Raw genomic sequence first — 14,744 nt, 5'->3', positions numbered from 1 at the left:
CCTGATGGAGGCATTGGACATCGAGCCCGGCTGGGACGCGATCGTTGCCTCGGGAAGTGCACGCGAACAGCTGATTCAGTTCGGTGTGGCGATGCTGGAGCAATACCTGGGTCCCCATGGCGGCGCGACGTTACGTGTGTTCGTCGAGGCCGAGATGCTGCCGGACCTGTTTCAGGCATACCGGGCCAGAGTTCTGGAGCCGGCGTTGGAGCAGATGCGCGAGATAGTCGAACGTGGTGTGAGTCGCGGAGAGTTGCCTCCGGACGCCGACTACCGCGAAATACTCGATCTGCTCCACGGCGTGGCATTGAGCCGGATGCTCTTGGCGCCGCATGTTCCGGTACATGGTGTCGGCGAAGTCGATGCGCGAGAAGTCGTCGCCCGAATCGTCGACCGGCTGATTGGTTCGTCGTGATCGATGCTTGCGAGCAGCGCCGCGGGTCGGGCCGGTGACCGCGCGGCGCTGCTCGGGCACTTTTCAGCGTCGTGCGCGGTAGGGCTGCCCGTCGAGGAACACGGCTTTGGTTTCGACGTAGGGGTCGATGCCTTCGGGTCCGAATTCACGCCCGGTGCCAGAGGCCTTGAAGCCACCGAACGGAATTCCGATATCGACGGTGAAGCCGTTGTTGAAGTGCACCGAGCCGCTGCGTAGCCGCCTGCCGACAGCGTTCAATTGATCCTCGTCCTCGCCGAACACCGCTGAGGACAGACCGTAACGAGTTCCGTTGGCGATCGCGACGGCCTCGTCGATGTCGTCGTACGGCAGCACCGTCAGCACGGGGCCGAACAGCTCGTCCTGGGCGATCTTCGAATTCGGGCCGACACCCTCGATGATGGTGGGACGGACGTAGTAGCCGACGTCGAGATGATCGGGCCGAGACCCACCGCACACCGCGCGACCGCCGTCCTCGAGCGCCCCGGCGATGTAGCCCATCACCCGCTCGTACTGCGCCTTGTTCACCAGCGGTCCGATGTCCGTTGCCGGATCCCGCGGATCGCCGACGACGAGCTTGTCGACTTCGGCCGCGACGGCGCTGGTGATCTCCTCCGCCCGCGCGCGCGGCACCAGCATCCGGGTCATCGCCGCACAGGCCTCACCGTTGTTGAGGGTGAAGGCCGGAGGTACCGCGGCGCGGAGCCGGTCGAGCGAGCAATCGGGCAGCACGATGCCTGCCGACTTGCCGCCCAGTTCCAGCGTGAGGCGTTTGAACAACGGTCCCGCCGAGGCCGCGATCGCCGCACCGGTCGCGTCGCTGCCGGTGAATGCGACCTTGTCCACGCCCGGATGCGTCACGAGTCGCTGCGACGGCTCGGGGCCGGCCGCGAAGACGCTCAGTACCCCTTGCGGAAGACCAGCGTGTTCGGCGGCGTCGGCGAATGCGAGCAGGCTCAGCGCATTGATCGGGGAGGCCTTCAGGATCACGGTGCACCCGGCGAGCAACGCTGGCATGAGTTTGCTCGCGGCCAGGCTGAACGGGGAGTTCCACGGCACGATGGCCGCGACGACACCGACGGCCGCCCGTACCAGAAGGGTATTGACTCCGGTGACGCCCTGGCGCTTCTCGGTCCATGGGTAGGACTCGTAGATCCCGGCCAGGTAGCGGGCGTGGCCAGCGGCCGCGAAGACGCCGCCCCGGGCGAACGGTCGGGGCAGTCCTGTCTCACGCAGCAGCTGGTCGCCGTACTCGCTGGCGTGTTCTTCCAGGTATGCCGACATGCTCAACAGCACGTCCAGCCGTTCCTTGCGGGACAGCTGCGGCCAGGGACCCGAGTCGAATGCCGCCCTGGCGGATTCCACCGCGTCGTCCACCGCTGCCGTCTCGGCCATCGGCGCCTGAGTGAAGACCATTTCGGTGCTCGGATCGATCAGATCAATCCGGAGTCGTGGATCGACCCATCGCCCGCCGACATAGATCTCGCTCCGGTCATCGGCAACCATGTCGCCTCCAATTCGTTCGTTCGGTCAGTGCAAGGTCACCTGTCCGGGAGCGGGGAGACCGGGGGCGGCCCGAGCCGGCCTTCGGTTCTCCATGCCGTTTGTCACGGCGTCAGTGACAGAGTACTGGATGCAGGATGCACGAATCGCGGTATCGAGGCAAGGTGAATCCGCTGTCTATTTTCGGATTCAAGAGAACTCGCACATTGGCGAAAAGTAGGATCCAGGATACTGTTATGGGAAACCTAGGAGGTGGTCATGGCCGCAACGCGACCGATCCGGGTGGTCGTCGGTAAGCCGGGTCTCGACGGGCACGACCGTGGGGCGAAGGTTGTCGCCCGCGCACTGCGGGATGCCGGGATGGAGGTGATCTACACCGGTCTGCATCAACGTCCGGAGGAGATCGCCGCGACCGCCCTGCAGGAAGATGCCGACTTCATCGGCCTTTCGGTGCTGTCGGGTGCGCACCTGACCCTGTTCGCGCGCCTGATCGAACTGCTCGAAGAGCAGGGCATCGAAGATGTAGTGGTGTTCGGCGGAGGCATCATTCCCGACGCCGACGTGCCCAGGTTGAAGGAGATGGGCGTCGACGGAGTGTTCACCCCGGGCGCGAGCCTGACCGAGATCGTCGAGTGGGTGCGTTCGCGCAGCTTGGAACAGACGTCCCGAGCGTGACAGAAGATATGCGGGAAGGTTCGCTGAAGTATCCGACGTCTTGGCCAATGACATTCGGCAGACATGGGAAAGAGCCAGGGGCCGTTAGCACTACCCATCGCCCCGGCAGTTGCGCGCGGTCCGGGGCGACGGAGTAGGAGCGGTGGGTCATTACGACGGCAAGGGCGGCGAAGGCGGGAATGCGACCGGAAGTGCGGCAAGAGCACGCTGCAGCCATCCCGGCCGCCACTCGAGCGCATCGGCCGCGACCGCGAGTTCGAGTTCGGGAAGTGCGTCGAGCAACTGATCGACGGCACACTGTGCGATCAGATAGCCGAGCGACTTGGCCGGACACGCATGTGGCCCGGCTCCCCACGCCAGATGTGCGCGGTTGCCCGTCCGGTCTCCGGCGGCGATCTCCGGATCGGAGTTGCACCCGGCGAAACTGACCACGACGGGTTGGTGGGCGGGCAGCCACACGTCGTCCATCATGATCGGCTGCCGCGGATAGCTGAAACTGATGTTGGGCAGTGGCGGATCCTCGAACAAGACGCTGTCGAGGGCATCACGTGTGGACAAGACACCGCTCACGATGCTGCCGCCGAACCGGTCGTCGGTAAGCAGTAGCCATAGTGCGGTGACGATCAGCGACTGCGCCGCCTCCATCCCGATGCCGTAGAACATGATGAGCTGCTGCAGGATCTCGTCGTCGTCGAGGGTGTCGCCGTGGCGCAACAGACCGGACGCGATGTCGGTGCCGGGCGTGGTGCGCTTGAGCTCCATCAGTTCGAGCAGTGCGCTCTCGAACGCGCGATTGCCTTCCTCCGCGTCCGAGCCACCGTCCAGAATCGCGGCGATGCCGGCCGCGGCCTTCTGGCTGATCTCGGGCGGGCAGCCCAGCAGGTGGTTGATCACCATGAAGACGACCGGCCCCGCGTACTGGGTGACCAGCTCCGCCGAACCGGTGGTGCAGAACGCGTTGATCAATGGTGTCGCAGTGCGCTCCACGATCGCGTGCACACCGTGCAGGTCGACCTCGTCCAGTGCCGCAGAGACCGCGGCGCGCAGCCGGGCGTGCTCGAAACCGGTTGTGCGCGAGGCACTCGGCCTCCAGCGCATGGCTGGGAGCACCGGGCACTCGGGTGGCACGCTGGGCTCCCAGGTGCGGGGGTCGGTGGGGAACCGGTCCGGATCGTTGAGGATCGCAAGGCCGGTTCGATAGCCGATGACGAGGGTGGCGGGGACGCCGGGCGCGAGTTCGACCGGCACGAGGCGGCCGAAACGCTCTCGCATCTGCCGGTAGGCGCGATGCGGATCGTGGGAGAAATCGGGACTGTGCAGTTCGACGCGTTGCTCGAGGCCGTTCACGAGATCCGAGCTTTCCATGCCTTCGATGCTCATTCACGTGTTTGTCCGATAACTCCGGTCGACGATGTGGTCAGGGGAGTACCACGGCCCGGCCGACGATCTGTCCGTTGTGTAGGGCGTCGATGGCATCACCGACGCGTTCGAGGGGATACCGCACAACTTCGGGACGAATTCCGGTATTGCGGGCGAGTTCGAACACGTCGTGCAGTTCGCGGCGACTGCCCGCCGACACTCGGCGGACCGCCACTTCCGGCAGTGCATCGCGGCGGAGTGCCCAAGCGCCGGTTTACTCTGGTTCGATCGAGTATGCGCGGTGGGTTTTCACCGTCCGATCAGCAGCTGCAGTTGATCGACGCCGCGGACCGATGAGTAATGCAGGACCGGCGGCTGTTCGGGATCGAGTCGATAGTCCGGGATTCGCATATGCCACTCCTGCAGCGCGACGGCCAGTACCCGCCTGGCGACGTGCATACCCAGGCAGCGGTGCGGTCCGACACCGAAGGCCAACTGTCTCTTGCGGATTCGATCGACGACGAACTTGTCCGGCTCATCGTAGACGTCCGGGTCCAGACCAGTCATGCCCCAGGACATCAGAACCTTGTCCCCGGCCGAGAGTTGGACGCCGTGACATTCGACGTCCTTGGTCACGATGCGGGCAGTGGTGAGCACCGGCTCGATGCGGATGAGCTCCTCGACCAGAGCCGGTATGGCGTCGGGTGATTCGGTGATCACGGCGCGAGTCCTGGTGTCCTGCGCCAGGCGAGCCCAGGACAGTCCAAGGGCCGACGTCGTGGTGTCCAAACTGGCCAGCATCGAGACGAAGCAAGCATTGGAGATCTCGTCCAGCGTCGGTGGCCGACCGTCCAGGGTCGCGCGCATCAGATGTGAGATGACATCTATGCCATCGGTCTGGCCGGCCGCGCGGCGGCGCTCGACCTCCTCGGCGAAGAATGCGCGAATCGGGCGCCCCGCCTCGATGATGTCCAGTCCCGAGTGCGCGTTGGGCAACGCTTCGTGCACGTACCAGTTCTTGAAGGTGATGAACTCTTCCAGCCGCTCCCGGCCGATACCGAAGTTGGCCAGGAAGGTCTCCGCAGGCAGGGTGACGGCGAACTCGCTGATGAACTCGCATCGCTCGTTGTTTGCCAACCGGTCGACCAATTCTGCGGCCGCCTGCCGAATTCGCGGGGTGATCGCTTCGACCGCGGCCGGGCTGAAAGCATCACCCAGGGTGCGCCGCCAATCTCGATGGACCTTGCCGTCCAGCTCGAGCGGAATCTGCCGCTCCGCACCGAGCAACGGGTGGTAGGGGACCAGTGGTTCGGCGCTGCTGAAGATGTCCGGGTTCCGTGCCGCCCAGACGATATCTTCATGGCGGGTCATGATCCAGTAGCCGCCGTGCTGCTCGGAACGCGCGATCGGCGCCGCGTCTCGCATCTCTTTCCAATAAGGAATGGGATCGGTCTGCAACCAGGGAGCGAAAGTCGAATACTCCGCGATTCTCTGCGCGGTGCTCACCGGACAGGTTGCTTCGGTTGGATCGGTTTGCGTCATCGAGAACCTCGCAAGACGGTGGGTGTAGCCAGCAGGAATGTGACCTGGACCATGATGACAAAGTAGGATCCTGGATGCAAATGATGCTAACCGTGGTGCGCCCCACATTTCTTAGCTCGTATCCTGGATGTAGGATATTTCCATGTCGATCTTTGCCGAGCCCGAGGAGCGCGGCCTGCTGGACGAAGCTCCCGAGGAGTCTCGCTTCCGGACCGAGCTCCGCGCCTGGCTTGCCGAGCAGAATCTCCCGGTCCTGTCTGCCTCGGACGGTGCCGGGCGCACTGCCGAGGAGCAGGATGAGGAGTCCGTTCGCCGGACCAAAGAGTTCCAGTGCGGCCTCGCCGAAGCCGGTTTCGCGGCGTTGAGCTGGCCCGAGGAATGCGGCGGGCGCGGACTCCCCTCGCGCTACGAACTGATCTATCAGCAGGAAATCGCGGGCTACGAGCTGCCCACCGTATTGCTCGGTGTCGGATTCGGCATGTGTGGTCCGACAATCCTGCGGCACGGGACCGATGCGCAGCGCAAGCGCTACCTGCCGCCGCTGGTCCGGGGTGATGAGATCTGGTGCCAGCTGTTCTCCGAGCCCGGGGCCGGGTCCGACCTGGCCAGTGTGCGTTCGCGCGCGACCCGCGTCGATGGTGGATGGCGAGTTTCGGGGCAGAAGGTCTGGACCTCCGGCGGCCGGCACAGCCAGTTCGGTTTGGCGCTGCTGCGCTGTGATCCGAGCCTGCCCAAACACGCCGGCCTGATGGTCGCTGTCGTCGACATGGCCGCTCCCGGGGTCGACGTGCGACCGCTGCGGCAGATGACGGGCCACGCTAAATTCGACGAAATCTTCCTGGACGATGTGTTCATCCCCGATGACCAGGTAGTCGGCGCACCCACCGAGGGCTGGACCGTGGCCCGTACGACCCTGCTCAACGAGCGCGTCTCGGTGGCAGGCAATACCGCACTGCGCGGCGGCAGCTTTGCGATGTTGGTTGCCGCCGCACGCGCCGCAGGCAAGGATGAGGATCCGCTCCTTCGGGGCAGGCTGGCGGATGCCTGGATCGACGAACTGGTCTTGGGTTTGCTTCGAGAGCGAACCAAACGGGCGATTCAGGCTGGTCGGACGCCGGGACCCGAGGGGTCGGTGGGCAAACTGGCCGCTTCCCGCTATATCCAGAAGGCCTCGCGCACCGGTGTGCTGATTCACGGTGAGAACGCCACGGCCTGGGACAGCGAGGATGAAGGCGTGGACGAGTGGGCGCTACGCCTCTGTGCCGCGCCCGGCCTGGCCATCGGCGGCGGTACCGACGAGATCGTCATGAACATCATCGGCGAACAGGTGCTGGGGTTGCCGCGCGAGCCGTCGGTGAACGGCGCACGGCGCACGGCGAATACGAATGGCGGGACACCGCCGAAAGGTGAGGAGTGATGGGAACCAGGGGGGCGTTGCTGGCCCCGGCCGAGGTCGCCGGTGGCGGCGCCGAACTGCGCCAGGAGCATCTCGATCTGCGTGACTCGGTTCGCGCTCTGCTGTCGAGCCGTCATTCCGAAGAGGTTTTGCGCCAACGCGAGGGCCGCGCCGAAGAATTCGACCGCGACCTGTGGCAGGCGTTCGGTGGCGAGCTGGGCGCCGCGGGCCTGACCATCCCCGAGGAGTACGGCGGCCACGGATTCGGCTGGGTCGAACAGTCGATCACGTTGCAGGAGGCGGGCCGCTCGCTCTACAGTGGGCCGCTGCTTTCCACTGTGGGCCTTGCGATTCCCGCGCTGCTCGCCGCGGAAAACGAGCAGGTGAAGCAGGAACTGCTGCCGAAGATCGCCGAGGGTGCCCTGCTCGCGACCGCGGCCCTGCCCGCGCTGGGGCACGAATTCACTATCGCGGCAACTGTTTCCGGGGCCGAGGCGACCGTGTCGGGAACCCTGTCCGGAGTTCTCGACGCGTGTCACGCGGATGCGTTGTTGTTGGTGGCATCCGACGACCACGGTGGATCGCTGTATCTGGTCGAGCCGGGGCCCACGGTGACGATTCGCGGGCTGCGCGGGCTGGATCTCGCTCGCTCGGTGGCGAAAGTGGAGTTCCAGCAGGCGCCGGCCCGCCGGATCTCGAACGGCCGGGCAGCCGAGATCGTGAACAAGGTTCGTGATCGGGCGCTGCTGGCACTTGCGGCGGAGCAACTCGGTTGCGCCGACCGGGCCGTGGAGATGAGCGCCGAATACGCCAAGACCCGTGTGCAATTCGACCGCCCGATAGGATCGTTCCAGGCGATCAAGCATATGTGCGCCAACATGGCCGTCGGTCTCGAGTCGATGCGGGCCATTGTCGAACATGCCGCCTGGCTCGCCGACAATCGGCCCGAACACCTTCCCGCCGCCGCGACCGCGGCCAAGATGTTCTGCTCCGAGACCGCCGGTTCCATTACCGCCGACACCATCCACGTGCACGGCGGAATCGGCTTCACCTGGGAACATTCGGCGCACCTGTACTTCCGTCGCGCCAGGGCATCGGAAGTGATGTTCGGCGAACCCGACCGGTACCGGACCGAGCTGGCCGACCGCCTCGCCATGTGAGCGAGGCGGCCGGTCGGCCGCGGAGTTCTATTCGGCCGCAACTACTTCGGTCGCGAATTCCCTGATCCGCTGGGGATCCAGGAACGGCCCGGACGTGATACCGCCGTCGACGGGCAATCGAATGTGTTGCGGAAGCTGGACGGGCCGCGCTCCCAGCGGGAGCTGGCCCGCGGACTGGACGTGGACGCGTCCGCGGTCAGCGTCATCGTCGGGCAGTTGCTGCAGCGAGATCTGGTGGTGTGCAAGGTAAGTGAGCGCGACCGCCGGGTCCGGCTGGTCGCGCGGACCGCGCTGGCACCCGGATTCTCGACGAATCGATGCAGACGATCGTCCTGGACGCGTTCATGATCAATGAGCTGGATCCCGCCGCGAAGATGAGCTTGCTCCAGGCACTGGCGCCGCCGGCGGGGACGAGGAGCGCTACCGTTGCGAGCGACTCGATTACTAGCTGAGCCAGCCCGGTCGGCCCGAGGGGGCCTGACCAAGGCTGGCTCGGAGTGGATCAGCCGAGACCGGTGTGCGCGGTGTACGGGCCGTGCACTTCGCGCAGTACTCCGTAGATTTCACCGACCGTCGCGTAGACGCGCACGGCGGCGGTGATCGATCCGATGCAGTTCTCTCCATGGCGGGCCGCGCGACGGACTTCGTCGAGCGCGACGTCGACCTCGCTCTGGTCGCGGTCGGCGCGAGTCTGGGCAATCCGCTTGCGCTGTTGCTCTTCGGCGCTGGGGTCCACGGAGAATGCGGGGACCTCGATCGTGGAGTCGTCGATGAAGCAGTTCACACCGAGGACGCGGCGGGCACCGCTCTCGACGTTCTGCTGATCCTCGTATGCCTGCTGGGAGAGTCGTTCGGCGAACCAGCCGGATTCGATACAGCGGAGCGCGCCGCCGTGTTCGGCGATCACGTCCATATCCGCTTCGACGCGGGCAAGGATCTGGCCGGTGAGCGACTCGACGACATAGGACCCACCGAGCGGATCGGCGACTTTGGCCAGCGAGGTCTCCTCGGCAAGGACCTGCTGGGTGCGCAGCGCGAGCGTCACCGATTCCAGGGTCGGCGTGCCGAGTGCTTCGTCGTAACTGGAAGTGTTGAGCGTCTGGACGCCACCGAGCACGGCTGCCAGCGCCTCGATCGTGACGCGCACGATGTTGGTGTGCGGCGACTGCGCGGTGAGCGAGGAACCCGCGGTGTACGAGAAGATCTGCAGGGCTCGGGCATCGGCTCCGGCGTGGTAACGACTCTCCAGCAGCCGTGACCACGCCGTGCGGGCCGCCCGGAACTTGGCCACTTCCTCGAGCAGGTCCATGCCGGCCGAGAGGAACATGAACAGTTTGTCGGCGAACTGGTCGATGTCCACGCCACGCCTTACCACCTCGTCGAGGTAGGCAACGGTGTTGGACAGGGTCATCGACACCTCTTGCGCGGCATCGGCGCCGGATTCGCGAATGTGGTAGCTGGACAACGCCATCGGCGTCCAGTTCGGCAGGTGCGCCGCGGTGTGCTCCACCACATCGGCGGCCATCCGCAGGCCCGCCTCCGGGGGGAAGATCTGCGTTCCGCGAGCGACATACTCCTTGAGCACGTCGTTCTGGATGAAGATGGCGATGTCGTTCGGGTCCGTGCCCCGCTTCTCCGCGAACGCGGTCACCAGCGCAACCCACAACGGGCCGATCGAGTTCGCGGTCGTGCGAATCTGTTTGACCTGGGACAGCGGGATACCGTCGAACAGCGTCTCGAAGTCGGCGAGCGAATCGATCGGCACGCCGACGCGGCCCACCTCGCCGAGCGCGCGCGGATCGTCGGAGTCCAGACCCAGCTGAGTCGGCAGGTCCAGGGCGACCGAGAAGCCGGTCTGCCCCTGGTCGAGCAGGCGTTTGAAGCGGGCGTTGGTTTCGGCCGCCGAGCCGAAGCCGCCGTACTGTCCCATCACCCACATGCGGTCGTTGTAGCCGCCAGGGGAGATGCCGCGTGTGTACGGCGCTGTGCCCGGCGGTGCGGGTTCGGCGGTGACGTCCGCGGCGGTGTAGACGTCGGCGAGTGGGATACCTGAGCGCGTCGTTCCGGACATGGTGCTCCTAGATCTTTTGGGGGAGAACGGGTTCAGACGCTGAAGAGGTGCACGGCACTGACCGCGACGTCGTTGTCGAGGAAGCCGCCCGCGCAGTGCGTGAGACCGGTGGACGCGCCTGCCACCTGTCGAGGACCGGCTTCGCCACGCAGCTGCGTGACGATCTCGTGCACCTGGGCGATGCCGGTGGCTCCCAGCGGATGTCCCTTCGACATCAACCCGCCGCTCGTGGAGACGGGAATCTGCCCGCCCAGCGAAGTCCGGCCGTCGAGCAGGTACTTGACGCCTTCTCCCGGCGGGCAGAGCAGAAGATCTTCGTAGTGGATCACCTCGGTCACCGTGAACGCGTCGTGCACCTCCGCGACGTCGATGTCCTCCGGGCCGATTCCGGCCTGCTCGTAGGCGACCCGCGCGGCGCGGGTGTCGACCTCGAAATGCCCTGTCGCGGTGGGGTCCCCGCAGCCCGATAGCAGTGCGGTCGCCCCGACGCGGACGGTCTTGCGGTCCAGGCGCGCGGCCACCCGGTCGGACACCACGAGCGCCGCGGCCGCGCCGTCGCCGGTCGGGCAACAGGACAGCAGGGTCAGCGGATCCGCGATCATGCGGGAGGTGAGTACTTCCTCGGCGCTGATCGGATCCCGGTACTGGGCGTACGGATTGTGCTGCGCGTGCGCCCGGTTCTTCACCGCGACGTGCGCGAGATCGGCTGCGTCCGCGCCGATTTCGGCCAGGTAGCTCTTCGCGACGAGGGCGAAGAACGCCGGTGGGGTGAAGCCGAACTCGCCCTCGAACTCCATGCCGTCGGAAGTCAGCGGCTTGCCCTTCTCGGGCCGGACCGACAACTTCTCGACCCCGAGCGCCAGCACGACGTCGTAGAGGCCGGTCATCACCGCCAGCACCGCCTCGCGGAAAGCGGTGGATCCCGACGCGCAGAAGTTCCCGACACCGGTGACGGGGATGCCGCGGACGCCGGCCGCGGCCATCACGAGCTGGCCCACACCGTTTTCTCTCCCCAGCAACCGCCCTGTTCTGGCGTGCCCGGCGTAGACGGCCTGGATCTCTCGCTGATGCAGGCCCGCGTCGTCGACCGCGGCGAGCACCGCTGCCAGGCCGAGGTCCTCGAGCCCGCGCTGGGGAAATTTGCCGAACGGCGTCATACCGATTCCGGCTACGTGTACTCCGGTCACCATCACTCCATCACTCGCTCGAACACGAAGCCCTCGGCGCCGGCGCGCACCGGGCCCGGCACGGCCTGTACCGCGGACCCAGCAGGAAGTTCGCTCGCCAGCAGACTGAACAACGCCGGACCGGAGTCGAGGACGACGACACCCACTGTGATCGGCTGATCGAACCCGAACGGTGGTGTCCGCACGAGCGAGGTCGCCCGCACGCGGCCGCGGGCGGCCAAGTCCTCCCGTTCGAGATTTCGGGAGGCGCACACCGCGCACACCTGACGCGCGGGGAATGCGGCGGCACGGCAGTCGGTGCACCGACTGCCGTGCACGAAGACGGCCCCGCTGTCGGAATGGAAAAACGTGGACAGCTGCATACGACCTCCGGCCCTGCTCATCGGCAGCGTGACAATTCTGAATCCAGGATGTAGTTTACAGGAAGCAGGATTTCAAGCCATCGAGAAGCGGTCGCCGCGCAACCGTTGGCGAGATTGCTCATCAGGCGTAGAAGGAGGCGTACGCGACATGCTCCAGGACTCGGTCCAGTTGATCTCCGTGGATGACCACGTGATCGAGCCGCCGAACATCTGGGTGGATCGACTGCCCGCCAAGTTCCGCGATCGTGGTCCGAAGATTGTCGAGGTCGAGAAGGGCAAGCTCGACTGGGAATACAACGGTCGGCGCTACCCGCTGTCGATGCAGGGAAGTGTTCGTACCCGGATCTTCCACGACGACGAGGGAAAAGCCGCGGTCGGTGGTGAGAAGAAGGCCTCCGCAGGCATCTCCGGTGGCACGCTGGCCGAGCAGTTGGCGAGTCAGGGCAGCGAGATCGTTGCCCGGCACTACGACGACATGATTCCGGGCTGTTACGACCCGAAGGCCCGGGTGCGCGATATGGACGCCGACGGCATCCACGCCTCGATCGTGTTCGCCACCTTCCCGCGATACTGCGGCCAGACCTTCTACGAGGCCGACGACCACGAGCTCGGTCTGGAGTGCATCAAGGCCTACAACGACTGGATGATCGACGAGTGGTGCGCTGCCGCACCGGATCGGTTCATCCCGATGGGCCTGATCCCGCTGTGGGATCCCAAGCTCGCCGCCGCCGAGGTCTACCGCGTCGCGGAGCGTGGCGTGAAGTGCATCTCGTTCACGGAAAACCCTGTGCCGCTGGGGCTTCCGTCCTACTCGACCACGCACTGGGACCCGTTCCTGAGCGCGGTGGAAGAGACCGATTTGCCACTGTGCATGCACATCGGATCGTCTTCGAAGATGTTCGTGCCGAGTCCGGAGGCTTCACCGGCCGTGCCGATCGCGTTGTGCGGCCTGAACTCGATGAGCGCGACGGCCGACATCATCTTCTCCGGGACGCTGAACCGGCACCCGAAGCTGAAGATCGCGCTGTCCGAGGGCGGCAGCGGCTGGGTGCCCTACATCCTGGACCGGATGGACTACACCTGGGAGCGCACGCGGCTCGAGATCGACAAGACCGAGCGTCCCTCGGACCTGTTCCGCAAGCACTTCTGGACCTGCTTCATCAGCGACCCGACCGCGATCGCGCTGCGCGACCGGATCGGCATCGACCGGATGCTGTGGGAGTGCGACTATCCGCACAACGACTCGAACTGGCCGGACGCGCGCAAGCTCGCCGCCGAGGAGTTCGCGGACGTGCCGGACGCGGATGTGAAGAAGATCTGCGAGACGAATGCTCGCGAGCTGTTCCACTTTCCCGCCACCGGTGCCTGACCAGCGGCACCGAACACACGAGTGACCTGAGCCCCGGTATTTCTCCATACCCGGTACCGGGCTCCGCCTCGACCGGCACACGCTAGGAGCGATTTCTCTCATGCCCACGATTCCCGAACTGATCAGGGCAGCGGTGGCCGCGCACCGCGAGTCCGTCGCCGTAGTCGACGGCGATCGGACCGCAACATTCGGTGCGGTGGGGGAACGCACCATTCGCCTGGCCAACGCGCTGAACGGCCTGTCCGACATCGAAGACGGCCGGGTCGCCATCCTGATGCGCAACCGGCTCGAATATGTCGAGGCCGATCTCGCGATCGCGCGTGCGGGCCGGGTCAAGGTGCCGATCAACCCCAAGCTCTCCGACGACGAGCGCGCCTTCGTGATCGACGATTCCGAAGCCGACATCGTGCTGACGGAATCGAGCGAACTCGACCGCGTGCGTAACACCATCGGCGACCGCAAGGTCCAGGTCATCAGCGTCGACGGCCCTGCGGCCGGTGTGCACGGGTACGAGGAGATTCTCGCGAGCGCCTCGATGAACGAGCCTGTGCTGGAACCGAATTCGGAGCGGCTGAGCCAATTCCTGTACACCTCGGGTACGACCGGGCGGCCCAAGGGCGCCATGCTGCTCGATCGGTGCCGGGTGTCGGCGACGACGATGTCGCTGGTCGAGGAGTTCGCCGTGACGCCCTCGGACGGCATGATCCACGCCGGGCCGCTCTCGCACGGGTCGGCGTCCAAGCTGCTGACGTTCTTCGTCCGCGGTGCGCGCAACATCGTGATCCCGAAATTCGAGCCGGAAATCTTCCTACGTGCGGTCCGGGAGTCGGGCGGGACTTCGTCGTTCGTCGTGCCCACGATGATCCAGATGTTGGTGGAGCACGCGCATACGGACCCGACGACGAACGCGTGGGGTCTGCGGAACCTGACCTACGGCGGCGCGTCGATGTCCCGCCAGACCCTCGATGCGGCGGCCGAGGTCCTCGGCGGTGTGGTGACCCAGGTCTACGGCTCGTGTGAAGCGCCGCATCCGGTGCTGGCGCTGCGTCATCGTGAGCAGGCCGATCCGCGGCTGCCTGGTCGTGACGTCGTTCCGGCCGGATATCCGGCGCTCGGCGTGGACGTGCGTCTCGTGGACGAGAACGGCGCCGACGCCGCGGCTGACAACGGTGTGCGCACAGGCGAACTCTGGGTGCGTGGGCCCAATGTGATGGTCGGCTACTGGCGTCGGCCCGAAGCGACCGCGGAGTCCCTCGTGGATGGCTGGTACCGCACCGGAGACGTGGTCTCGGTCGACGGCGACGGACTGTACACGCTGGTGGACCGCGTGAAGGACATCGTGATCACCGGCGGCCTCAACGTCTACCCGGCCGAGGTCGAGCGGGTGCTTCGCGAGTTGCCGGGCGTGGCCGAGACCGCCGTGGTCGGCATCCCTGACGAAAAGTGGGGCGAACTCGTCACCGCCGTGATTGTTCCGCGGTCGCCGGAGGCAGTCGACGAGGACACCGTAATGGCATGGGTGAGGGAGAAGCTGGCAGGTTACAAGAAGCCACGCCGGGTGCTGTTGGTCGACGACCTGCCGAAGGGATCGACCGGCAAGATCCTCAAGCGCGAGGTGCGTGAGCTCGCCACCCAGCGCCGGGGACAGCTGGAGCGGACCGATTAGGTCCGCACCGAAATTTCGAAG

General features: G+C 65.9%; 14 protein-coding genes. 7 read left to right on the top strand and 7 right to left on the bottom strand.

Translation table 11 applies throughout. The features are described 5' to 3' along the window. The first annotated feature begins 4 nt into the window (after positions 1 to 4). Positions 5 to 415: a TetR-like C-terminal domain-containing protein gene (locus ACQPXH_RS21380; protein WP_433603527.1), complete on the top strand. Its 411-nt coding sequence runs from the start codon at positions 5 to 7 to the stop codon at positions 413 to 415. A 63-nt stretch (positions 416 to 478) separates the two neighbouring features. On the opposite strand, the gene ACQPXH_RS21375 is transcribed toward ACQPXH_RS21380, so the two are convergent. Further along, positions 479 to 1,939 carry an aldehyde dehydrogenase family protein gene (locus ACQPXH_RS21375; protein ID WP_433598314.1) on the bottom strand — a complete coding sequence of 487 codons (1,461 nt, stop codon included), beginning with the start codon at positions 1,937 to 1,939 and terminating at the stop codon, positions 479 to 481. A gap of 255 nt (positions 1,940 to 2,194) precedes the next feature. On the opposite strand from ACQPXH_RS21375, the gene ACQPXH_RS21370 reads away from it, so the two are divergent. Further along, a complete protein-coding gene (locus tag ACQPXH_RS21370; protein ID WP_433598313.1) occupies positions 2,195 to 2,611 on the top strand; it encodes a cobalamin B12-binding domain-containing protein in 417 nt (138 codons plus the stop codon). 150 nt (positions 2,612 to 2,761) lie between these two features. Here ACQPXH_RS21370 and ACQPXH_RS21365 read toward each other — a convergent pair whose 3' ends face one another. The 3 genes from ACQPXH_RS21365 to ACQPXH_RS21355 form a co-directional block, all read right to left on the bottom strand. Then, the gene (locus tag ACQPXH_RS21365; protein WP_433598312.1) at positions 2,762 to 3,976 is read right to left on the bottom strand and encodes a cytochrome P450; all 1,215 of its coding nucleotides are present in this window, start codon (positions 3,974 to 3,976) and stop codon (positions 2,762 to 2,764) included. A 52-nt stretch (positions 3,977 to 4,028) separates the two neighbouring features. Beyond that, positions 4,029 to 4,190 (bottom strand): hypothetical protein, encoded by a 162-nt coding sequence (locus tag ACQPXH_RS21360; protein WP_433598311.1) that lies wholly within the window; start codon positions 4,188 to 4,190, stop codon positions 4,029 to 4,031. Positions 4,191 to 4,279: 89 nt separating this feature from the next. Next, positions 4,280 to 5,476, bottom strand: a complete 1,197-nt coding sequence (locus tag ACQPXH_RS21355) for a cytochrome P450 (protein WP_433598310.1) — start codon at positions 5,474 to 5,476, stop codon at positions 4,280 to 4,282. 178 nt (positions 5,477 to 5,654) lie between these two features. Here ACQPXH_RS21355 and ACQPXH_RS21350 point away from each other — a divergent pair, with 178 nt between their 5' ends. From ACQPXH_RS21350 to ACQPXH_RS21340, 3 genes are all read left to right on the top strand, one after another. Continuing rightward, positions 5,655 to 6,929, top strand: coding sequence for an acyl-CoA dehydrogenase family protein (locus tag ACQPXH_RS21350; protein ID WP_433598309.1), 1,275 nt, complete (start codon positions 5,655 to 5,657; stop codon positions 6,927 to 6,929). Continuing rightward, entirely contained in the window at positions 6,929 to 8,068 is a 1,140-nt protein-coding gene (locus ACQPXH_RS21345; RefSeq protein ID WP_433598308.1) for an acyl-CoA dehydrogenase family protein, read from the top strand. The genes ACQPXH_RS21350 and ACQPXH_RS21345 overlap by 1 nt, the downstream gene beginning before the upstream one ends. A gap of 123 nt (positions 8,069 to 8,191) precedes the next feature. Beyond that, on the top strand, positions 8,192 to 8,416 hold the full coding sequence (locus tag ACQPXH_RS21340) for a MarR family transcriptional regulator (RefSeq protein ID WP_433598307.1): 225 nt from the start codon (positions 8,192 to 8,194) through the stop codon (positions 8,414 to 8,416). Positions 8,417 to 8,570: 154 nt separating this feature from the next. Here the strand turns inward: ACQPXH_RS21340 and ACQPXH_RS21335 are convergent, their stop codons facing one another. Genes ACQPXH_RS21335 through ACQPXH_RS21325 form a run of 3 tightly spaced genes read right to left on the bottom strand, consistent with a single transcriptional unit; the run spans position 8,571 to position 11,709 of the window. Then, positions 8,571 to 10,139 carry an acyl-CoA mutase large subunit family protein gene (locus ACQPXH_RS21335; RefSeq protein WP_433598306.1) on the bottom strand — a complete coding sequence of 523 codons (1,569 nt, stop codon included), beginning with the start codon at positions 10,137 to 10,139 and terminating at the stop codon, positions 8,571 to 8,573. A 32-nt stretch (positions 10,140 to 10,171) separates the two neighbouring features. Beyond that, positions 10,172 to 11,329 carry a thiolase family protein gene (locus ACQPXH_RS21330; protein WP_433598305.1) on the bottom strand — a complete coding sequence of 386 codons (1,158 nt, stop codon included), beginning with the start codon at positions 11,327 to 11,329 and terminating at the stop codon, positions 10,172 to 10,174. Then, entirely contained in the window at positions 11,329 to 11,709 is a 381-nt protein-coding gene (locus tag ACQPXH_RS21325) for a Zn-ribbon domain-containing OB-fold protein (protein WP_433598304.1), read from the bottom strand. The genes ACQPXH_RS21330 and ACQPXH_RS21325 overlap by 1 nt, the downstream gene beginning before the upstream one ends. Positions 11,710 to 11,836: 127 nt before the next feature. Between ACQPXH_RS21325 and ACQPXH_RS21320 the strand changes: the two genes are divergently transcribed. Beyond that, entirely contained in the window at positions 11,837 to 13,057 is a 1,221-nt protein-coding gene (locus ACQPXH_RS21320; protein ID WP_433598303.1) for an amidohydrolase family protein, read from the top strand. 100 nt (positions 13,058 to 13,157) lie between these two features. Further along, positions 13,158 to 14,723: a class I adenylate-forming enzyme family protein gene (locus ACQPXH_RS21315; RefSeq protein ID WP_433598302.1), complete on the top strand. Its 1,566-nt coding sequence runs from the start codon at positions 13,158 to 13,160 to the stop codon at positions 14,721 to 14,723. The last annotated feature ends 21 nt before the right edge of the window (positions 14,724 to 14,744 follow it).

This window comes from Nocardia sp. CA-135953 (assembly GCF_050955735.1).
Lineage (GTDB): Bacteria > Actinomycetota > Actinomycetes > Mycobacteriales > Mycobacteriaceae > Nocardia.
Note: the sequence above shows the minus strand (reverse complement) of the source record. Positions and strands in the feature narration are given on the sequence as shown.